Source organism: uncultured Brevundimonas sp., from assembly GCF_963974615.1.
Classification (GTDB): domain Bacteria; phylum Pseudomonadota; class Alphaproteobacteria; order Caulobacterales; family Caulobacteraceae; genus Brevundimonas.
Genome location: NZ_CAXBDH010000014.1, coordinates 29,002 through 49,186, shown reverse-complemented (window position 1 = coordinate 49,186; position 20,185 = coordinate 29,002). Strand labels below are relative to the sequence as shown.

Annotated in this window: 23 protein-coding genes and 1 pseudogene; 11 read left to right on the top strand and 13 right to left on the bottom strand. The window is 66.9% G+C overall.

Annotated features, from left to right (window positions below; genetic code table 11):
• Positions 1-124 precede the first annotated feature (124 nt).
• Positions 125-349 (top strand): 50S ribosomal protein L31, encoded by a 225-nt coding sequence (gene rpmE, locus AAC050_RS11000; RefSeq protein WP_339915130.1) that lies wholly within the window; start codon positions 125-127, stop codon positions 347-349.
• 143 nt (positions 350-492) lie between these two features.
• On the top strand, positions 493-2,058 hold the full coding sequence (locus tag AAC050_RS10995; protein ID WP_339915129.1) for a L,D-transpeptidase family protein: 1,566 nt from the start codon (positions 493-495) through the stop codon (positions 2,056-2,058).
• Between the two features lie 68 nt (positions 2,059-2,126).
• On the opposite strand, the gene AAC050_RS10990 is transcribed toward AAC050_RS10995, so the two are convergent.
• Positions 2,127-2,654: a DUF1465 family protein gene (locus tag AAC050_RS10990; protein ID WP_339915187.1), complete on the bottom strand. Its 528-nt coding sequence runs from the start codon at positions 2,652-2,654 to the stop codon at positions 2,127-2,129.
• 94 nt (positions 2,655-2,748) lie between these two features.
• Positions 2,749-2,955 (bottom strand): DUF1192 domain-containing protein, encoded by a 207-nt coding sequence (locus AAC050_RS10985; protein WP_339915128.1) that lies wholly within the window; start codon positions 2,953-2,955, stop codon positions 2,749-2,751.
• An 81-nt stretch (positions 2,956-3,036) separates the two neighbouring features.
• On the opposite strand from AAC050_RS10985, the gene AAC050_RS10980 reads away from it, so the two are divergent.
• Positions 3,037-4,011, top strand: coding sequence for an NAD(P)H-quinone oxidoreductase (locus AAC050_RS10980; protein ID WP_339915127.1), 975 nt, complete (start codon positions 3,037-3,039; stop codon positions 4,009-4,011).
• Between the two features lie 18 nt (positions 4,012-4,029).
• Here AAC050_RS10980 and AAC050_RS10975 read toward each other — a convergent pair whose 3' ends face one another.
• Entirely contained in the window at positions 4,030-4,680 is a 651-nt protein-coding gene (locus AAC050_RS10975; protein ID WP_339915126.1) for a beta/gamma crystallin-related protein, read from the bottom strand.
• Between the two features lie 215 nt (positions 4,681-4,895).
• Between AAC050_RS10975 and AAC050_RS10970 the strand changes: the two genes are divergently transcribed.
• The gene (locus AAC050_RS10970) at positions 4,896-5,561 is read left to right on the top strand and encodes a cell cycle transcriptional regulator TrcR (RefSeq protein WP_339915125.1); all 666 of its coding nucleotides are present in this window, start codon (positions 4,896-4,898) and stop codon (positions 5,559-5,561) included.
• Between the two features lie 164 nt (positions 5,562-5,725).
• On the opposite strand, the gene AAC050_RS10965 is transcribed toward AAC050_RS10970, so the two are convergent.
• Positions 5,726-5,899, bottom strand: coding sequence for a DUF465 domain-containing protein (locus tag AAC050_RS10965; protein WP_339915124.1), 174 nt, complete (start codon positions 5,897-5,899; stop codon positions 5,726-5,728).
• 114 nt (positions 5,900-6,013) lie between these two features.
• Between AAC050_RS10965 and AAC050_RS10960 the strand changes: the two genes are divergently transcribed.
• From AAC050_RS10960 to AAC050_RS10950, 3 genes are read left to right on the top strand one after another with little or no spacing between them, the layout of a single operon-like run.
• Positions 6,014-6,628 (top strand): UbiX family flavin prenyltransferase, encoded by a 615-nt coding sequence (locus AAC050_RS10960; RefSeq protein ID WP_339915123.1) that lies wholly within the window; start codon positions 6,014-6,016, stop codon positions 6,626-6,628.
• Entirely contained in the window at positions 6,625-7,089 is a 465-nt protein-coding gene (locus tag AAC050_RS10955) for a TIGR02444 family protein (RefSeq protein ID WP_339915122.1), read from the top strand. Before AAC050_RS10960 ends, AAC050_RS10955 begins: the two co-directional genes overlap by 4 nt.
• 39 nt (positions 7,090-7,128) lie before the next feature.
• Positions 7,129-7,353, top strand: a complete 225-nt coding sequence (locus AAC050_RS10950; RefSeq protein ID WP_339915121.1) for a DUF465 domain-containing protein — start codon at positions 7,129-7,131, stop codon at positions 7,351-7,353.
• A gap of 14 nt (positions 7,354-7,367) precedes the next feature.
• Here AAC050_RS10950 and AAC050_RS10945 read toward each other — a convergent pair whose 3' ends face one another.
• Positions 7,368-7,943 carry a GGDEF domain-containing protein gene (locus AAC050_RS10945; RefSeq protein ID WP_339915120.1) on the bottom strand — a complete coding sequence of 192 codons (576 nt, stop codon included), beginning with the start codon at positions 7,941-7,943 and terminating at the stop codon, positions 7,368-7,370.
• 193 nt (positions 7,944-8,136) lie between these two features.
• Between AAC050_RS10945 and purE the strand changes: the two genes are divergently transcribed.
• Both purE and AAC050_RS10935 read left to right on the top strand, forming a co-directional pair.
• The gene (gene purE, locus AAC050_RS10940; RefSeq protein WP_339915119.1) at positions 8,137-8,625 is read left to right on the top strand and encodes a 5-(carboxyamino)imidazole ribonucleotide mutase; all 489 of its coding nucleotides are present in this window, start codon (positions 8,137-8,139) and stop codon (positions 8,623-8,625) included.
• A complete protein-coding gene (locus AAC050_RS10935) occupies positions 8,626-9,699 on the top strand; it encodes a 5-(carboxyamino)imidazole ribonucleotide synthase (protein WP_339915118.1) in 1,074 nt (357 codons plus the stop codon).
• Between the two features lie 32 nt (positions 9,700-9,731).
• On the opposite strand, the gene AAC050_RS10930 is transcribed toward AAC050_RS10935, so the two are convergent.
• The gene (locus AAC050_RS10930; protein WP_339915117.1) at positions 9,732-10,397 is read right to left on the bottom strand and encodes a COQ9 family protein; all 666 of its coding nucleotides are present in this window, start codon (positions 10,395-10,397) and stop codon (positions 9,732-9,734) included.
• Between the two features lie 233 nt (positions 10,398-10,630).
• Between AAC050_RS10930 and rpsU the strand changes: the two genes are divergently transcribed.
• Positions 10,631-10,897: a 30S ribosomal protein S21 gene (gene rpsU, locus AAC050_RS10925; RefSeq protein ID WP_201104539.1), complete on the top strand. Its 267-nt coding sequence runs from the start codon at positions 10,631-10,633 to the stop codon at positions 10,895-10,897.
• A gap of 262 nt (positions 10,898-11,159) precedes the next feature.
• On the opposite strand, the gene AAC050_RS10920 is transcribed toward rpsU, so the two are convergent.
• From AAC050_RS10920 to AAC050_RS10890, 7 genes and pseudogenes are all read right to left on the bottom strand, one after another.
• Positions 11,160-12,572 (bottom strand): ABC transporter permease, encoded by a 1,413-nt coding sequence (locus AAC050_RS10920; RefSeq protein WP_339915116.1) that lies wholly within the window; start codon positions 12,570-12,572, stop codon positions 11,160-11,162.
• Positions 12,569-13,531: an ATP-binding cassette domain-containing protein gene (locus tag AAC050_RS10915; RefSeq protein ID WP_339915115.1), complete on the bottom strand. Its 963-nt coding sequence runs from the start codon at positions 13,529-13,531 to the stop codon at positions 12,569-12,571. The genes AAC050_RS10920 and AAC050_RS10915 overlap by 4 nt, the downstream gene beginning before the upstream one ends.
• Positions 13,532-13,697: 166 nt before the next feature.
• Positions 13,698-14,327, bottom strand: a complete 630-nt coding sequence (locus AAC050_RS10910; protein WP_339915114.1) for a M23 family metallopeptidase — start codon at positions 14,325-14,327, stop codon at positions 13,698-13,700.
• 232 nt (positions 14,328-14,559) lie between these two features.
• A complete protein-coding gene (locus AAC050_RS10905) occupies positions 14,560-16,380 on the bottom strand; it encodes an autotransporter domain-containing protein (protein ID WP_339915113.1) in 1,821 nt (606 codons plus the stop codon).
• Positions 16,381-16,469: 89 nt separating this feature from the next.
• Entirely contained in the window at positions 16,470-17,699 is a 1,230-nt protein-coding gene (gene serA / locus AAC050_RS10900) for a phosphoglycerate dehydrogenase (RefSeq protein ID WP_339915186.1), read from the bottom strand.
• Between the two features lie 135 nt (positions 17,700-17,834).
• A pseudogene (locus AAC050_RS10895) lies at positions 17,835-18,362 on the bottom strand (HAD-IB family phosphatase); the annotation flags it as partial.
• Positions 18,363-18,408: 46 nt separating this feature from the next.
• A complete protein-coding gene (locus AAC050_RS10890; protein WP_339915112.1) occupies positions 18,409-18,915 on the bottom strand; it encodes a hypothetical protein in 507 nt (168 codons plus the stop codon).
• A gap of 337 nt (positions 18,916-19,252) precedes the next feature.
• On the opposite strand from AAC050_RS10890, the gene AAC050_RS10885 reads away from it, so the two are divergent.
• The gene (locus AAC050_RS10885; protein WP_339915111.1) at positions 19,253-20,182 is read left to right on the top strand and encodes an Hsp33 family molecular chaperone; all 930 of its coding nucleotides are present in this window, start codon (positions 19,253-19,255) and stop codon (positions 20,180-20,182) included.
• Positions 20,183-20,185 lie beyond the last annotated feature (3 nt).

The following is a 20,185-nucleotide window of genomic DNA, read 5'->3' as shown; positions in this document are numbered from 1 at the left end:
TCTTGCCCCGGAACGCCCCCCGGTGTAAACGCCCCCGCTCTTGCCCGCCCAGCCTACGGCGGGATTGCTCATTTACGCGCACCGACGGTCGGCATCGTCACCGCGCAGAGACCGGACCATCGCCATGAAAGCGGACACGCACCCCGACTACCATTTCATCACCGTGGTGATGACCGACGGCAGCAGCTACCAGACCCGCTCGACCTACCAGAAGGAAGGCGCGACGCTGAACCTGGATATCGATCCGTCGACCCACCCGGCCTGGACCGGCGGCAACGCCCACCTGCTGGACCGCGGCGGCCGCGTTTCGCGCTTCAACAACAAGTTCGGCGGCTTCATCAAGAAGTAGTCCGACTGCGACTTCAAGGTCACGAACAGCGCCGGTCGGTCAGACCGGCGCTTTTTGTTTGGCGGGAACGCCATTACCATGTCGGCCGTTCGGGTCCCGGGGGCGTGAACACGACGTTCAATGCCCGGGCGAACGAGAGCAACATGATGAATCGACGGCAATTGGGATTGGGCGCGGCAGTGACTGCGATGGCTTCGGCGGCGGGATTCGCCGTTCAGGCCCAGGTCCAGCCCCGTGATCCCGGGGCCGTCAATTTCTACGACACCTTCAACGACCAGCTGGCGCGACTGCCGCTGGCCTTCCAGGGCGAGGTTCGGGCCTTCTACGAACAGAACGGCTGGCGTCCGGTCTGGAACGCCGATCGTTTGCGCACCCTGCAGGCCGCCGCCGCCGGGGCCGAGCGTCACGGCCTGTCCCAGGCCGACTTCTTCAACTTCCCCGCCCTCGCCGCCGATCCGGCCGCCGCCGAGCTGCGCACCACGGCCGCGGCCCTCGCCTATGGGCGGGTCCTGTCCGAAGGCCGGATTCGTCCCGAGACCGTCGAGGACCTCTGGGAGATGCAGAAGAACCGGGTCGACCTGCCGACCGGGCTCAATGACGCCATCGCCCGCAACCGTATGGTCGACTGGTTCGAGGGTCTGGCCCCGACCGACATCGGCTATTCCAACCTCTCGGCCGGTTATGTTCGCTATCGTCGTCTGATCCGCAACGGCGGCTGGCCCACCTTCGCCGCCGGCCCGACGCTCGAGCCCGGAACCAGCGACGCTCGCATCCCGGCCCTGATCGCTCGACTGGTGGCCGAAGGCGACCTCACCGCCGCTGGCGGAGCACGCCTGTCCGCCCAGGGCAATTTCTACGGCCCGGACCTGGAAGCCGCCACGCGCAGCTTCCAGACCCGTCATGGCCTGACGGCGGACGGCCGCATCGGCCCCGGAACCCAGCAGTCCCTGTCCGCCTCGGCCGAGGACCGCGCCCGTCAGATTTCGCTGAACCTCGAGCGTCGCCGCTGGCTCAAGCGCGAGCTCTCGCCGGAGCGGATCGAGGTCAATACCGCGGCCGCCATCATGGTCTACTGGAAGGACGGCAAGCCGGTTCACTCCAACCGCGTCATCGTCGGCTCGCCGGAAAACCAGACCCCCAGCCTGGAAAAACAATTCGCCTCGGTCGTGGCCAATCCACCCTGGTATGTGCCGGCCTCGATCGCGCGCAACGAGATCCTGCCGCGTGGCCCCGGCTATCTGGCCGCCAACAACATGTATATTTCCAACGGCACGGTGATCCAGCGCGCCGGGCCCACCGCCGCCCTGGGCTATGTGAAATTCGAGCTGCGCGACAGCTACGCCATCTTCCTGCACGATACCCCGTCCAAGGCGGCCTTCAACCTGTCGATGCGCCAGCGCTCGCACGGCTGCGTCCGGGTTCAGGGCGCGGTCGAGTTCGCCCGCCTGCTGCTGTCGCCCGATCCCCTGAAACTGGCCGAGTTCGACGCCGCCCAGGACAGCCGCGAGACGCAGCGCATCCAGACCGGACGCGAGATCGGCGTGCGCCTGCTGTACTGGACCGCCTTCGTCGACGGTCAGGGCCGCGTGGCCTTCCGCGAGGATGTCTATGGTCGTGACGGCCGTCTGGCCGAGGCCCTCGGCATCGCCGTGCGCCTGCCCCGCGCCATCAACGACGGCGCCCGCGTCGCCAACGACGTCGGACCGTAGCCTCCATCGCCGTCATCCTCGGGACAAGCCCGAGGATGACGATATGGTTTGGGGTTATCGAGCTGCTTTCAAAGCCTGAACGCGGCTTCCAGCTTGCCCATCTGGCTCAGGACGGGATTCTCGGCCTCCTCTTCGGGGCCGTCCAGATACATGCGGCGGTCCAGATACAGGACCCGGTCGTACAATTTCTCGGCGCGGACCAGATATTCGACCAGGGCGATCGGCAGTTCGGCGTGGGTGAGTTCGGCTTCGGGCTTGCGCTCGCTCAGCCGGTAGCGCGGCTCACAGGCCGCCTGCGGGGCCATATCGCCCTCGCGCACGGCGCGCTGGATCAGCAACCACGAGGCGACCTGCATCAGCCGGGTGGTCAGCTTCATGCTCTCGCCCGCATAGGCCAGGGCCACGGCCCGCGACAGCAATTTGGACTCACGTCGTCCGTCGCCGTCCAGATAGGCGGCGGTCTCCTCGACCAGCTCCATGCCTTCGCTGAAGGTCCGGTCGAACAATTCCGAGCGCGCAAAGTCGTCCACCACAGCGGCACGGCTGCGTCCGGGGGAACCAAGGGTGGGATCGTCGCTGGCCATCAACTCAATCATACTCATGGGAAGCAAATGCGTCCGTATCACTCTCGGGCCAGTTCGGCACCGCGATATCCGGGACTGCAACCGTCATGCCACGCAGGAAAGACACCTACGAGCGGAAGTTGAAAAGGGCGTCGGCGGCGCTCTTGCGGGATGTCTTGCCCTCCACAGCGGACCGAACCCGGCTGATTTCCGTCTCCAGGGCCTCAATCCGCTCCGTCAGCTCCCCGACCGAATAAAGATCCAGATCCTCGCGTACCAGCGCCCTCAGGGCCTCTCCGCGTTGGGGACGGGGCTCCAATTCTTCCAGACTCATCGTCGCCTCCTTGGCCACGGACCGCGCGAACCCCTATCTGAACCCCCGGACACGGATGATTGCAAGAGCGAGGCGGTTCAAATGCAGGCGGTGGAAATCACAGGAGGCTCAGGTCCCGCACAGGCCCTGGCACTGGTTGACAGGCCCGATCCCGCCGCCGGACCGGGCCAGATTCGCATCCGCGTCCGGGCTGCGGGGGTCAATCGCCCCGACATTCTGCAACGCCTGGGGCGGTATCCGGCCCCACCCGGAGCATCTGACATCCTCGGACTCGAAGTCGCCGGTGAGGTCGATCAGGTCGGCGACGGAGTCTCGCGCTGGCACGCCGGCGACCGGGTCTGCGCCCTGCTGGGGGGCGGCGGCTATGCCGAATACGCCGTAGTCGACGCCCGCCATGCCCTGCCGGTACCGGAGGGCATCGACATGATCCAGGCCGCCGCCCTGCCCGAAACCGTCTGCACCGTGTTCGCCAATGTGTTCGAGGCTGGCGGATTGAAGGCCGGCGAGACCCTGCTGGTCCACGGTGCCACCAGTGGTATCGGTGTCACCGCCATACAGATGGCCCGCGCGGCCGGGGCCCGGGTCATCGCCACCTCACGCGGGGCCACCAAGGCCGCCGCCGCCCGCGCCCTCGGGGCCGACCTCAGCCTCGACGCCACGGCCGACGACATGGCCGCGGCCATCGCCGCCTTCGGCGGGGCCGATGTGGTGCTGGACATGGTCGGGGCCGACTATGCGGCGCTCAATCTCGAGGCGCTCAAACCCTTCGGTCGCTGGGTGGTGATCGCCACCCTGTCCGGTGGCAAGGCCGAAATCGAGCTGGGGCGGATGATGATGAAGCGCATCACCCTGACCGGCTCGACCCTGCGGGCCCGCCCGGCCGACGAAAAGGCCCGTCTGATCGCGGCGGTCGAGGCCACGGCCTGGCCCTGGGTCGCCTCGGGCGCGCTCAAACCGCCGGTCGAGGCGGTCTTCCCCCTGGCCGACGCCGCCCTCGCCCACCTCCGGCTGGAAGCGGGCGAACACGTCGGCAAGGTCGTGCTGACGACCGGTTAGGGTCGAGGGGCAGAGACCCTAGTAACGGCCGCGCCTGACCGGACGCAGGGACGAGATACGGTCGTTCATGCCCGTTCCGCTCAGATTTCGCACATCGTCGCGGAAGGTCTGACATTGGCCGCGGAAATAGGCGTCGGTGCAGGCTTCCCATTCGCCCTCGATCCGCATCGAGCTGATGGTGTCATTGAAGCCGGTCCGGCCCAGATTGGTCACCTCATCCTCAAGCCGGAAGGAGGCCCCCCGGTAATCGGCGTCCCGATAGATGGTGATCGCACTGCGACCATTGCCCCATCCTCCGCGTCCGTCACGGCCGTCGCGGCCGTCCCGGTCGTGATCATGGTCACGGTCGCGGGGATCCCAGCGATCCCGGCCGCCGTCGCCCGGACGGTTTTCATAATCCCCGCGAACCGGACCACAGACCAGCAGTCCATTATTGTTGGTGATCTCGTAATTGCCGCAGCGATTCAGCTCGATCGACGTCCCCCGGACCCGGCCGCGCTGATCGCGGCAATCCGCATAGAGGCGACCCAGATTCACATAGTCGCCACTACACGACCGGCTGTAGCTGCCGCGCGGTGACACCCGCTGGGGATCAGCCGGGTTCTGCGGCGCGGCCTGCTGGGGCATGGTGCTCATGGCCGCCAGGGCGGCAAGACTGGCAATCAACACGGGGTCCTCCATCCGTTTCCGGGACGCACGGCGCGTCCGTCGATCCACTAGGGTTCGTCCGACATGAACCTTGGCTGTACGCGGTTGTCGGTCTTCGTTTTCTTTTCCGTCGAAACGGCCTATATGACCACCATACGCGCCCGGTCGAAAGGCCGGGCGCCGTCGTATCCAGAGCCCGGCGACCGGGCTGACCAGACAAGAACCGGAACGCGTTCATGACCGATATCCTGATGCCCAAGGCCACTGCGGTCTGGCTGGTGGACAACACCTCCCTCTCGTTCGACCAGATCGCCGACTTCTGCGCCCTGCATCCGCTGGAGGTGCGCGGCATCGCTGACGGCGACGTGGCCCGCGACATCCGCGGGGCCGACCCCCTGGTCAACGGCCAGCTGAGCCGCGAGGAACTCGACAAGGCCCAGGCCGACGATACCTATCGCATGAAGGCCGTCGTCAGCCGTCACGCCGAACTGATGAAGGGCGGCAAGCCCGCGCCGAAATACACGCCCGTGTCGCGCCGTCAGGATCGCCCGGACGCCATCGCCTGGTTCGTGCGCAACCACCCCGAGGTGACCGACGCCCACATTGCCAAATTGCTGGGTACCACCAAGGCGACCATTGAAAGCGTGCGTAGCCGCACGCACTGGAACAGCGCCAACATCAAACCGGTCGATCCGGTGACCCTCGGCCTCGTCGGCCAGCTCGCACTGGACGAACTGGTCAAGAAGGCCGCCGAGAAGAAGGCGAAGGACGACGCCAAGAAGGGTGGAGCCACCATCCAGCCCGTCGAGGCCGAACCGGCCGAGCCCGAGTTCGTGCCCGAGGCGCGCGAGCGTCGCGGTGCCGAGCCTACCGCCGCCTCGGTGTTCGGCAACAAGGACTGACTTTGTTCCTCCCCCATCGGGGGAGGGGGACCGCGTAGCGGTGGAGGGGGCTGCCCCCTCCGTCTCGCCGGCTCCGCCGACAATCCACCTCCCCCATCGGGGAGGACAGCACAACGGCCCCGGGATCGCTCCCGGGGCCGTTGTTGATTCGGATGACGGGGACTCTAGCCCGATGACATCTCCAGACTGGTGATCTCTTCCTTGAGTCTCAATTTTCGCTGCTTGAGTTCCCTGAGCTGCAACGAGTCCACGGAAGGGTGGACCCGCTCTCGCTGGATGGTCTCATCCAGTGAACGGTGACGGTTTCCCAGTTCGCGAATACGAGCCTCAATGGTCATGGCTTGCGCCTCCATGTCTAAGGGACCACACAATGAACGCCCGACGAGGCCGACTGTGGAATCACAAATGGGTGACCCGTCGACCGTCCGGACCATGAAACCCTGGACCCCAATATGGCCGAAGATGTGAACGGAGCAGTACGCACTATCCCCCCGCGAATCGTTGTCGGAATCTCCGGGGCTTCGGGTGTGGCCTACGGTGTACGGACACTGGATGCCCTGCATGAACTGCAGGTTGAGAGTCATCTGGTGGTCACCCGCGCGGCGCTGCTGACCCTGTCCCAGGAGACCGATCTCGAGCCCGACGACCTGACGGCCAAGGCCGACGTCGTGCACAAATTAGCCGACGTCGGGGCGACCATCGCCTCGGGCTCGTTCCGGACGCTGGGCATGATCGTCGCCCCCTGTTCGGTCCGCACCATGAGCGAAATCGCCACCGGCGTGACCTCGACCCTGCTGACCCGCGCCGCCGACGTGACCCTGAAGGAGCGTCGCCCGCTGGTGCTGATGGTGCGCGAGACGCCGCTGCACCTCGGCCATCTGCGCACCATGACCGCCCTGGCCGAGATGGGCGCGATCATCGCCCCGCCCCTGCCCGCCTTCTATGCCCGGCCGACGTCCATCGCCGAGATGGTCGACCAGTCGGTCGGCCGTGCACTGGACCTGTTCGGCCTCGACTGGGCCGCCGTGCGGCGCTGGGACGGCCTGAAGGCCGAGCCCGGAGCATGAGCCTGTGGGACTGGGCCGTGCGGGCCTATGCCGCCCCCGGGGTCGCCGACACCTGCCTGACACTGCAGGACCGTCACGACCAGAATGTGCCGCTGCTGTTGTGGGCGGCCTGGACCGCCGCCACCGGCCGTCACCCCGATGCCGAGACCGTCGAGGCCGCCTGTGACACCGCCCGCGCCTGGGATCTGGTCGCCGTCGCCCCGCTACGCGGTGTGCGGCGCACCCTAAAGGCCCCGATACCCGATCTCGACGACGCCGCCCGCGAGGCTGTCCGCAATCAGGTCAAGGCCGTCGAGCTGGAGGCCGAGCGTCAGCTGCTGATCGCGCTCGAGAGTCTGTCCCCCGCCCCGTCCGGTCCGGTGCGCTCACCGGTCGAGGCCATGGCTGCGACCGCGCGCCAGTGGGGCGACCTGACCCCGCGCCCGGCCCTGATCCGTCTCGCCGAACACCTTCCGGCCTGAGCGCCACTCGGTTATAAACAACGACGCCGGGGCCCCATCATGAACGACGACGAACCTTTCCTGAACGACGAACAGAAAGCCCTGCAGGCCCGTCTCAAGGTCCTGAAGGCCGAACACGCCGACCTCGAGGCCTCGATCGAGGCCCTCGGCCACATGCCGATTCCCGATCAGCTGCTGATCGCCCGACTCAAGCGCAAGAAGCTGCTGCTGCGCGACGAGATCACCAAATTCGAGAATCGCATCCTGCCCGACATCATCGCCTGAGCCGTCGCGGCGGCTCAGCGCGCCTTCTTGCGGATCCACATGGCGGCGTCGGCCTCGGCCAGCCAGACCTCGGCGTCGCTGTGTCCGGCCCAGCAGCGCACACCGAACGACCCGCCCAGCGCCGTCTGCACCCCGTCCCAGACGAAGCCCCCGGTCTCCAGCGCCGCCGCCAGCTTCCGGGCCTTGTCGCGACCCTCGTCGATGCCGGCGTTCAGCATCAGCAGGCCGAATTCATCACCGCCCAGCCGACCCACGGCGTCGGACTCACGCAGATTGGTCAGCATCAGCCGCGCCACCTGCACCAGGGCCGCGTCCCCGGCCGCGTGGCCCAGCTGGTCATTGACCCGCTTGAACCCGTCCAGATCCAGATACAGCAGCACCGCCGGCACCCCGTGACGCTGGCAGTAGGCCATGGTCCGGTTCAGCGCCCCGACGAAGCCGCGCCGGTTCAGTGCCGGGGTCAGGACATCGGTCTCCGCCGCCGCCTCGGCCGCCTCGGCCCGCAGGCGCAGGGCCTCGACCTCGGCGCGCAGGCGCACGAGCTCGGCATTCAGGGCCCCGTCGGACGATTTGGCGGCCGTCTGGCTCACGGTCAGAAGAACTCCCGGCGACGCGACTCAGGGGCCGCGACGGACCCCCATGCTATCGCCCTCGGTTGCGGGCGCAACGCGTGTGCTGTAACCGGCCTCTTTCCCGGAGCGTGATCCCGCGGGTTTCGGCCCCTTTTCGCGCCCGATCCACAGTCAGGGCCGCCCTGCGGCGGGCCTGGGGGAGCTTGGCGATATGGCGATGACACCGCCGGTGGCGATCATCATGGGCAGCCGCTCGGACTGGCCGACCCTCAAACGCGCCGCCGAGACCCTCGACCGCCTCGGTGTGGCCTGGGAGGCGAAGGTCGTCAGCGCCCACCGCACCCCCAAACGCCTCTATGAGTTCGCCTCGGGGGCCAGGTCCGCGGGCTTCAAGGTCATCATCGCCGGGGCCGGCGGGGCTGCCCACCTGCCCGGCATGGCCGCCTCCATGACCGAACTGCCGGTGCTGGGCGTGCCGGTTCAGTCGAAAGCCCTCAGCGGCCTCGACAGCCTGCTGTCCATCGTCCAGATGCCCGGCGGCGTGCCCGTGGCCACCCTGGCCATCGGCGAGGCCGGAGCCACCAACGCCGGCATCCTCGCCGCCCAGATTCTGGCCCTGTCGGACGAAACCCTGGCCGGTCGCCTCGCCAGCTACCGCGAGGCCCTGACCGAATCCGTCCACGAGACGGTCGAGGACTGAGTGGCCCCGCTTCCGCCCGGCTCCACCCTTGGTATTCTCGGCGGCGGTCAGCTGGGCCGGATGCTGTCCCAGGCCGCCTCGCGCCTCGGCTTCGACGTCGTCATTCTCGACCCGCAGGAAAACAGCCCGGCCGGACGCGTCTCGCGCGGTCAGATCGTCGCCGCCTATGACGATCCCACCGCCCTCAACGTCATGGGCCGGGTCTGCGATGTCGTGACGTTCGAGTTCGAGAACGTCCCCGCCGCCTCGATCGAGGTCCTGGCCGGAGGCGGGGCCCTCGTCGCGCCGGGCCCGACCGCCCTGTCCACGGCCCAGGACCGGGTCGTGGAAAAGACCTTCCTCAACAGCGTCGGGGCCACCACCGTCGCCTTTGCCGCCGTCGACAGCCTCGACGACCTGACTGCCGCCCTGAACGACATCGGTCTGCCCGCCCTGCTCAAGACCCGCCGCGACGGCTATGACGGCAAGGGCCAGGCCTGGATCCGCACTGCCGATCAGGCCGCCACCGCCTGGACGGACATCGGCGAGGTCCCGGCCATTCTCGAGGCGAAGGCCGACTTTACACGCGAACTGTCGATCATCGCCGCCCGCGGCCGCGACGGTGCCGTCGCCGTCTATCCGCTGGGCGAGAACCACCATGCCGGCGGCGTGCTGGCCACCACTGTTGCCCCGGCCGAGGTCGACGCCAGGACTGACGCCCGCGCCAGCGCCATCGCCATCGCCGTACTGGAAGGCCTCGACTATGTCGGGGTCATGGGCATCGAGCTGTTCGACCTCGGTGACGGCACCCTGCTGGTCAATGAGATCGCGCCGCGCGTCCACAACACCGGCCACTGGACCCAGGACGGTTGCGTCTGCGACCAGTTCGAACAACACGTCCGCGCCGTCGCCGGCTGGCCGCTGGGCCCGACCACGGCCCACGCCCGGGTCGAGATGACCAATCTGCTGGGCGAGGCCGTCAACGCCTGGCCGACCCTGGCCGCCGAACCCGACGCCCGCCTGCACCTGTACGGCAAGGCCGAGGCCCGCCCCGGCCGCAAGATGGCGCATGTAAACCGGGTGAAGCCGCTGTGATCTTCCCTCTCCCGTTGGGAGAGGGAAGCTAGCTAGACCTTCGCTCCGTACCGCATCCGGCTCAGCATCTCGGTCACCCGCTTCAGCGGGGCGTCGAAATCCTTGCCGGCCTTCCACTTCTCGAAACTCATCACGTTCTCGATCCGCGCAGCGACGAAGGCCTCGGCTGCCTCGCGTCCGTCGAACCAGCGCATCGTCAGGGCCGGGATCAGGATGCCGGACAGGATGGTGCGCTTGGAATAGTGGTTCCAGTCGGTGGCCGTGTCCCCGGCCCAGTGCCACAGGTGGTCGGCGCTCTCCCACGCCAGCTTCAGCCCCAGATCGACGTTGGTCGGCAGGGCCAGAAAGGCGGCACAACGGCGCGTGGCCTCCAGATCGGCGGCCCCCGCCTCCATCCGTGCCGATACGGCCCGGGCGATTCGCTCGCGCATCTTCAGGGTCTTGGCCTCGACCGTCGCCAGCTCGGCCAGGGCCCGGGCGTCGTGGCGGCGCGACAGCAGAACGGCCAGATCGCGTGCCCCGTTGGGCAGCAGCAGTTCCTCATCCCCGCGCGACAGACCTTCGGCGGCACAGGCCGCCCGGACCATCCGCCCGTTCCAGCCCTGTTGCGGAGCCAGGCGGACGGCTGAGTCCAGCACAGCCTGCTCCATCCGGTCGGCCCAGTCGCCCTCGGGGGGCAAGGTTTGCGATGCGGTCATGGCGCGCTCAACGGCCTTCGGATAGAATGAAATCCCGGTCTTCAGCCCGCAGAATAGGCCTTTGCGCCGCGGTTCGCGAGCCACCATCTCCCACCGCGACGATCTGGACAGGGTGGACCCGCTCGTGTATCAGCCCGCCTTCACCCGTGGGCCATGCTCGACGGTACACGATTTTATTTGTCTGCCCGTCTCCCTTTGAAAGGACGCGGCGGGCGGCCAAAGGAGAGATAACCCTGGTACAGATTTTCGTTCGCGATAATAACGTCGATCAAGCGCTCAAAGCCCTAAAGAAGAAGATGCAACGCGAAGGCAGCTTCCGTGAAATGAAGCGCCACGTGCATTATGAGAAGCCGTCGGAAAAGCGCGCCCGTCAAAAGGCCGAGGCTGTCCGTCGTGCCCGCAAGCTGGCACGCAAGCGTATGCAGCGCGAAGGCCTCCTGCCGCCTCCGAAGCCCCGCGTGCCGGGTCCCGGTGCTGCCGGCGGCGGCAACCGCTCCTAGAGCGAACGCCACCCAAGGATTTCAAAGGCCGCCCCGGGCAACCGGAGCGGCCTTTTCCTTGTGCGAAACAGCGTCCTTCTCCCCTTGCGGGAGAAGGTGGCCGACACCGGGCTTGACCCGGGGGAGGTCGGATGAGGGGTCACACAGGCCGACCCCATGGGCAGTCCGCAGGAGGTCGCCGACTCTCGCTGGCCGAGAAACCCCTCATCCGTCAGCCTTCGGCTGCCACCTTCTCCCGCAAGGGGAGAAGGGACACTGATCCCTACCGCCCGCCCCGCACCGCCCCGGCGAAACTTTTCCAGCTCAGCTTGATGTCCGACAGGGCCCCGGCGCGAAAGGCGCGGCCCGCCGCCCAGACCATGAACAGGGCGGTGACGAACATGCCCCCCATGGTGCCGGCGATCTCGATCATCGGTGGATCGCTGGGCATACGGGCGATCATCAGGAAGGGGGTGAAGAAGGGGATCCACGACAGGATCTTGACCACCGGGGCGTCCGGCGTCTGCAAGGCCATCTGCATGACAATGATCGGCACCACCAGCACCATCATGATCGGCCCCATCAGGGTCTGGGCGTCACGCGGCGTTTCGCAGAAGGCCCCGATGGCCGCGAACAGCACCGCGTACATCAGGTAACCGCCGACCATATAGGCCCCGAAATACCCCAGCATGCCGCCATGCAGCAGCACCTGGCCGATGTCGACCGCCCGTTCCGGTGCGAAGGCGATCAGGGCCGCCGAGCCGATCCCGCCCCAGGCCAGCATCACCGTCAGCGTCAGCAGGGCCACGCCCAGCACCTTGCCGGTCAGGATCTCCGTGGCCGAGGCCGAAGACAGCAGAACCTCGAGAATCCGGTTCGACTTCTCCTCCATCACGCTGTTCAGCAGGATCGAGGCCCCGGTGATGATCAGCGACCACAGGATGAATCCGGCCGCCAGACCGATAAAGGCCGGGGCCCGGTCGCGGAACGACAGCTCGCCGCCGCTGATCGATCTGGGCGAGAAGGCCGTGACCGCGGGATCGAACCGCTCGGTGGCCGAGACCACGGCCGGATCGATGCCCGCACTTTCGAACACCTGCCGCCGGTTGGCCGAGCGCAGGGCGTTGCGCACGAAACTCTCGACCCGGCTGTTGGTGGTTCCGGCGGTCCAGACCCGCGCCGCCGGCTGGCCGTCGACCCGCGTCAGGAAAACCACCGCATCCAGTCGCTGCGCCTTGGGTGTCTCGTCGCCCAGATAGCGACGCAACAGCGCGTCCTGGGCTTCTCCTGGCACGCTCGCGACAATCTCGGGCGGGACCGGAACCAGCCGGACCCGGGTCTTGTCCAGCGCGGCGGCGGTGCTGGCCCCGGCACTGGCCATCATCGGGTTGGCCTTGGCCGGATCAACCGATAGATCGGCCGCGACCCGGGCCTTCTCGGCAGATTCGCGCGCCTCACCGGCGCGGCGGTCGACCTCGTCCTGCAAGGCCTCGCGTACCGAGGCGGCCAGTCCGGTCGCCGCCGGCCCCTCCTCGATCAGGGCCACGGCACTGACGGGTTCGGTCGACTTGATCAGTATGGGAAGACCGCCGCCCAGCACCGCGAACATCGGAAAAGCCAGCAGCGACAGCCAGAAACCGACGGTCCGGGCATAGGCCGCGTACTCACGGCGCGCGATCAACAGGGTGCGTTTCATCGCACGGCCTCCGCATGGGCCGCTTTCACGGACTGGTCCTGATCGGGATTGTCACCGGTCAGATCAATAAAGGCGTCGTGCAGACTGGGTTCGCGCAGTTCAAAGCGCCGGACGTCCAGCCCGCCGAGGAAGGCCGCCTTCAGCGCCTCCTGCCCGTGCCCGCCCGGCGACAGCTGGGCCTTCAGCACCCGCACCCCGTCAAGATCAGACACCGTCTCGACATGGACCACACCCGGCAGGCCCGCGGCCTGATCCGGAGCGATCGCCCCTTCCAGTTCCAGGAACCGGCGCGAGGTCGCCCGCGCCTGGGTCACCGTGCCCTCGAACGCCTTCTGACCCCGCGCCAGCAGTACCACCTTGTCGCACAGCCGTTCGGCGTGCTGCATCACATGGGTCGAGAACAGAACGGTGGCCCCGTTGGCGGCCAGATCACGGATCACCACCTCCAGCCCCTGCTGATTGACCGGGTCCAGACCCGAGAAGGGCTCGTCCAGGATCACGAACTCCGGCCGGTGCACCACCGCCGCGATCAGCTGCACCTTCTGGGACATGCCCTTGGACAGCTCCTTCATTTTCTTGCGCTTGGCGTCACCCAGTCCCTGGGCGTCCAGCATCTCACGCGCGCGGCGACGGCCCTCGCTCGCGGGCAGGCCTTTCAGCGAGCCAAAGAAGGCGATGGCCTCAACCGGAGTCATCTTCTTGTAGAGACCGCGCTCCTCGGGCAGGAAACCGATCCGGTCCCTTACCTTGCGGCCATCGTTCGAACCCAGGATCTCGATCCGCCCGGCGCTGGCCGACTGCAGACCCAGGATCATGCGGATGGTCGAGGTCTTGCCCGCGCCATTGGGGCCCAGAAAACCGCAGATCGTGCCCTTCTCGACCTGGAAGCTGAGGTCCCGCACGGCCTGAAAGTCGCCGTACCGCTTGCTCAAACCCTCAAGCGTCAATGCCGCAACCATACCGTCTTCCCCAAAGCTGACGTGCAACCTAGCAAGGGCAAACGGCGCACCGCCACCGGAAACGGCACCGGGTCGATCATTGACGGTCAGGAACCCGCAGTCGACGCTGACGCCGACAGGCGGATACGGACTTGATGTGCAGAATTCCGGGCGGTCCCGGCAGGGATCAGGCCAGGCTGGCCCGGATCACCACATCGAACGCGCGCCCCACCACCTTGGCCGGATTCACGGTCCGGCCGTTGCGGGTGACCTCGAAATGCAGGTGCGGGCCGGTCGAATAGCCGGTCGAACCGACCAGACCGATGCGGTGTCCGGATTCCAGCGCCATGCCCGAGGCCACATCGACCCGGCTCAGATGGCCGTACAGGGTGGTCATGCCGTTGGGATGGGCCACCTCGATGAAATTACCGTAGCCCCCGGCGTCATAGCCGGTCCTCAGCACCCGACCCTCGGCCGCGACATAGACACCGGTGCCGCGCGGAGCGGCGATGTCCACACCCTTGTGGGCCCGGGCGCGGGCTTCCCCGGCCAGTTTGCGCAGGCCGTAGGGCGAGTTGACGCCGTAGCCGCGCACCGGTCCGCTGAACTCGATTTCACGGGTCACTGGCCCGGCCGGTTCGGCCACGGCCTGGACCGGTGCCGCTTCCGGCGACTCGGCGGTGGTATCGGCGGCGGCGGCGACGGAAACGGGTCCCATCGGCGCAGCGGCCATGGCCAGCACGGCCATACCGGCCAGCATCAGGGTCTGACCCGAATGGATCAGAAAGGACCGTGTGATCGACACAGGGCTTCGCATGGAGGCAACGTCTCCGGCTTAAGCTCATCGAGCGGGGGGATCATCGTCAGGCTCCGCGAATGGCGAGCGGACGGGAACGACGACCGTGAGACCGCCCTTCTAAGACTCCATTGGGCGACTTTGGGGCGCCGGCAGCGGCGCGTTGTCGCAGGACGGGAACCTAAAGCTCGCAGAACAAAGGGCGCGCGACCCTCCGGCCGCGCGCCCCCCGTTGTCGGTCGATATGGCCTGTCTACAGCGGCAGGCTAAAGGTCAGCGCCCCGGTGTGGCTGTCGGCATGATCACCGAAACGGCCCCGATAACCGGCCGAGACCTTGACCGGTCCCAGATGGCTCTCCAGCCCCGCCGAGGCGATGAACGAGCCGCCGAACGGGTCGTCGAACTTCCGCGACAGGGTCTGGGCCGGATTGGCGAAAATGCCGACCCGAACCGCATCGCTGCTGTCCGAAATCGAGTCGCGGTAGCCGCCCTCGACATAGAAGGACAGGCCCTCACCGCCGCCTTCGGCCCGCAGCGACACCTCGCCGCTGACACCCTGCAGCGTGCGGTCCCGGTAATCGTACTGGGCCGCGGCACCGGTCTCGTTGTAGCCGTTCACCTCGGTTTTGACCCAGGTCACAGCCACCCGCGGCGACACGGCGATACCGCCCATGTCGAACCACATGCCGGTCTGGGCCCGGGCTCCCAGGCTACCACCGTCGGTCTGGCCCGTGTGAACGATCGGGGCCAGCGAAGTGACCCGCTTGATGTCCTCGAACTTGTCGATGGCCCCACCGGCCGAAGCATTGGCGAACACATTGCCCGAGCGCCAGCCGGCATAGACGTCGAAACCGTAGCTGCGCAGCTCGAACGACATCTTCCCGGCCTCAACGTCCGCGGTGCGGAACGAGCCCGCCAGACCGAAGCGGAAGTTCTCGTCGATCACATGGTCGAGACCGACCCGGCCGCCCCAACCCTTGGCCGTGGTCTCGGCCACCGAACCGCGGGCATCGGTTGTCGCGCTGTCGGCCAGGGCCCCGAAGGTCAGATGGGTGCCCGCCTCCCATGGCGCATGGCCGGAGACGATCTCACTGGACAGGTCCAGCATGTCCTCACGCTGACGGAAAGCCGCCTCCCCCTGCACCGTCGACTGGGCCCCGATGTCGCCATAGTAGAGATAGTCGTTGGCCAGCGAGGCCAGCATCTGGTGCCCGGCGGCCGTCGGATGCACCGTGTCCCAGTAGAAATAGCTGCCCGGATTGGCGCAGACGGTCACCCCGTTGAAGCAGGTGTCCTTAACGTTGGTCAGGCCAAACGCGCCGGGACTGGCCGCGATCACGTCGGCCACCTTGAACAGATCCATCATGATGATGTTGGTGTTCGGATGCGCCGCCGCCGTGGTCATAAGTCCGGTCAGCAGGGCTCCGTTGAAGGTCGAGGCCCCGTAATCGGCCAGCGGTGCCGCCGGCAGGCCGGCACCCTGGTTGAACTGTGGCGTCAGGCTCAGCTTGGGCAGGTTGGAGACCAGGATGGTCCCTGCACCGGCGGTGGCCACGCTGTTGGTGATGAAGTTGATGTCCGTCGCCGCACTGAGCGCAATCGCGCCCAGGGTCCCGGTCGGGTTGGTGGATACGGCCGCGACCGGTACGCCCTGCAACAGGTTGTTGGCCCCGCCCAGGATGCTGACCAGGTCGTTGGACCCAAAGGTTCCGCCGGCACCCGTATAGGCCAGCAGCTGGTTGCGCATCCCCGGCGGGAAGGCCGAACTGTCCGAACGGGCACCACCATAGGCATAGTTGGTGCTGCCGGTCACCGAAGCCCCGAGGGCGGACCGGCCGACTGTAAAGCCCAGCAGTTCGGTAAAGACCGGCCCGTTCGAAAAGCGACCCTGGTAGTAGGGTGGCGAGGTCGGCGTGGTATTGCCGGTCGCGGCATAAAGGTTGCCGTTGTCGCTCAGGCTGTCGCCAAATACGACCAGACGACCATAGCTCTGGGCATCGGCGGCTCCGGCGACAGCACAGGCTGCAGCCATGGTCAGGGCAGCGAGCGCTGCGCTACTCAGGAAACGAGACATGGTTTTCCTCCCTCAACCGTCGGTATGCGGCTGTTAACCAACACTTTGCGCCGCTTTCACAAACACGCAAGGTGCCGTTGGGGAAGGTTTTAGTAAAGTACCCGAAAGCGCAGCGTTCCGGTAACACCCCTCAACGCATCGAGAGAACCGACATCGTAGTCCCGATCAACGTCCGTAATGACATAGCCGGTACGCTCGTCAGTCTTCAGGTGTTGCCCCAGGATATTCAACCCGCCCGCCGCCAGCGACCGGTTCAGCTCGGCCAGAACGCCGGGCTGGTTCCGGTGAATATGCAGGATCCTGTGGGCACCGCTCACCTCTGACAACTGCACGTTGGGCAGGTTGACGCAGAAGGTCGTGTCGCCCCGGTTCAGATAACCGAGCAGACGGTCCGCCGCGAACTCCGCGATCGCCTCCTGGGCCTCTTCGGTCGAGCCGCCGATGTGCGGCGTCAGAATGACATTCCTCAGGCCCCTCAGGGGGCTGTCGAAAGGCTCCGCATTGGTGGCCGGCTCCTCAGGGAAGACATCGACCGCCGCGCCACCGATCCGTCCTGAGCCCAGCGCCTGGGCCAGGGCCCCAACGTCCAGGATGTGACCGCGCGACAGGTTCAGCAACAGCGCCCCTGGCTTCATCCGGCCCAGCTCGGCCGCGCCGATCAGGGCGGCGTTCTCGGTCCGGCCGTCGACATGCAGGCTGACCACGTCACTCTCGGCCAGCAAGGCGTCCAGCGACCGCATCCGGCGCGCATTGCCCAGTGCCAGCCGTTCCGACAGATCATGGAACACAACCCGCATCCCCAACCCCTCGGCCAACACCGAGAGCTGTGATCCTATGGCACCGTAACCGACGATGCCCAGGGTCTTGCCGCGCAGCTCGCGCGACCCGGTCGCCGACTTGTTCCAATCGCCCCGATGCATCGCCGCGCTCTTGTCCGACACATCGCGCATCAGCACGATCATCAGCCCGACGGCCAGCTCGACCACCGACCGGGTATTGGAATAGGGCGCGTTGAACACGGCCACGCCGTGATCGGCGGCGGCGTCCAGATCGATCTGGTTGGTCCCGATGCAGAAGGCGGCCACGGCCATCAGCCGGTCCGCGGCCTCGATCACCCGGGCACTGACCTGGGTCTTGGATCGCACACCCAGAACATGGACCCCCTTGAGGCGCGCGATCAACGCATCCTCACCCAGAGCCCCTTTCAGACTCTCGACCGAATAGCCCGCCTCTTCCAGACGCTCGACCGCCGCCGGATGGATATTCTCCAGCAACAGCATGCGGATGCGATTTCGGGGGTAAGACCAGCGGCCGGTCAGTCCCTCGGCATGAAGCAGTTCATCGATCGATCCGGCCTCGAAATCCGCCGCCGCCACGACCCGGTCGCGGCGCGCCACCTCGGTAAAGGCGTAGAACCGATCGGCAAGGCCACCCAGCTTGACCTCCGCATCGGTCCAGCCGTCCCCGACCATGACCACGGGTCCCGTCAATTTCAGCGCCTGAAGGGCGCGAACCTTGCCGTCCGGTCCGGCCAGGGGATTGTCGCCGTCGACACCGGTCACCCGCCCGGCCGCGTCATAGACCAGGTCGTTGGCGAGCACCCTGGACGCGGAAACCCCGAGGGCCTCGGCGACCGGCGCGATAATGTCGCGGAATCCACCCGACAGGATGACGATGCGTTCGGCATTGTCGCGGAAGAAGGCCAGGTTGCGACGCACGGACGGCGTCATGGCCTCAACGGCCCGGTCGGCCAGCGCCGTCACATCGTCCCGGGTCAGCGGCAGCAAGGCCAGTCGCGCGCGCAGGGCCTCGCCGAACGCGATCTCGCCGGCCATCGCCTGATCGGTCAAACGGGCAATGTCCGCGATAATCCGGTCCCGATCCGGAGCCCGACCCAGCACCTGATCGGCCAGGGCTTCCAGGGTCTCGAAGGCCACCAGGGTCGAATCGAAATCGAATACGAAGGTCGAGGCTGCACGCATAGGCTAACCTGACCCACCTTCGCAGATGCAGCAACGGCTTATCCGTTCAGTAGCGGGCGTTTCCCCGCGACCGGTCATCCAGTTTGCGCGCCTCAAGGGCCGCGGCACCGATCGCCGCGGCGATCGTGGCAATGGCCAGAAGGGTTCCCCCCTCCTTCGCATGATCCCGGGCATAGCCACCGGCCCGACCGGCATAACGCCGCGCGGTTTTGCCGTGCCGGTTCAGTGAGGTTCTCGAGGCCTTGCCGGTGTCGTGAAACCAGCGCCCGGCCCGGTCCCGCGTTTCTCCGCCAAAGTCTCCGGCCCGCTCGCTGACATTGGCAAACCCGTGCCGGATTGTATCGGCCAGACCTCCGGCGCGATCGCGCAGGGCCTCCGTATCGACCCAGTCCCGCGGGTTGAACCGCTCTCGCATACGATCAAACCGCGTCGGGCCGGTCCTTTGGTTCAATATCAGGACCGCCAGTCCAACGCCCGCCAGCACCGCTACGACACCGGCCACGGCCCCCGGATGTTTGCGAACTTCGGTCAGCGCACTGAATTGTTGAACCATCGGAAATTGAACCTCATTGTCGAGACCGTCGTCTGTCGGATCATAACGTCCGTCATCGCCCGGTTGAAAGGCGGAACGTCGGTCCCGCATGAAACTGGGAGCGAACCGGGCGAACAGAGGTTCCGCCGGCCCCGGGCGCGTCGCATGAAAAGTGGCGACCCGGCTTCGGGAAACGGGAGCCCGTTCACGCATCCGCTCCATACGGAAGGCTTACGCCGCAGGTTCGGGGTCGAACAAGCGTCTTGCTCTGGCACCGACCTCAACGATGTCCCCTTACCATCGGCGGTACGGGTGCCTATCTTGCGAGACTTCCGACAGCCTCCTGCAAGGATAAGCCGTGTCCGACCACGCGCATGACCCCGCGTCCCCGAACGCACCCGTTGATGATATCGCCGCCGCCTTCCAGATCGAGGGCTGGCCGGTGCGTGGCCGGCTGGTTCGTATGGGGGCCGTCATCGACACCATCCTGTCGGCCCACGCCTATCCGGAACCCGTCGCGGCCCTGCTGGGCGAGGCCTGCGCGCTGGCCGCCCTCGTGGGCTCCAGCCTGAAGTTCGAGGGGCATCTGACCATTCAGGTTCAGGGCGACGGTCCCGTTCGCTATGCGGTCGCCGACTACGATACTTCGGGCACCATGCGTGGCTTCTGCCGCTATGACGCCGACGAAGTCGCGGCGGCCTCGACCGGCTTCGCCCGCCCGGGAGCCCAGACCCTGCTGGGCCAGGGCCTGTTCATCATGACGCTGGACCGTGGCCCGGACTTCGAACGGACCCAGGGCATCACCCCGATCGAGGGCGAGAGCCTGTCGCTGTGCGCCGAACACTATTTCCAGCAATCCGAACAGGTTCCGACCAGGGTGCGCCTCTCGGTCGGGGAAATCACGGATGAAACCGGCACCCACTGGCGCGCCGGCGGGGCCATGATCCAGACCATCGCCTCGGATGACGCACGCGGATCGACCCGCGAGGTCTGGGACCGCTCGCGCGCCCTGTTCCAGACCCTGGCCGACGACGAACTGCTGGACCCGACCATCACGCCGGAAATCCTGCTGTTCCGCCTGTTTCACGAGGACGGAGTGCGGCTGGAGGATGCGCGCACCCTGCAGGCGATCTGCCGCTGTTCGAAAGACCGCATCGGCGCGGTTCTGTCGTCCTTCGATCCCGAAGCGCGAGCCGACATGGTCGAGGCCGACGGCAAGATCCGGGTGACCTGCGAATACTGCTCGACCGTCTATGAGCTGGAACCGGAAGAGGTGTCGGCGACTTAGGCG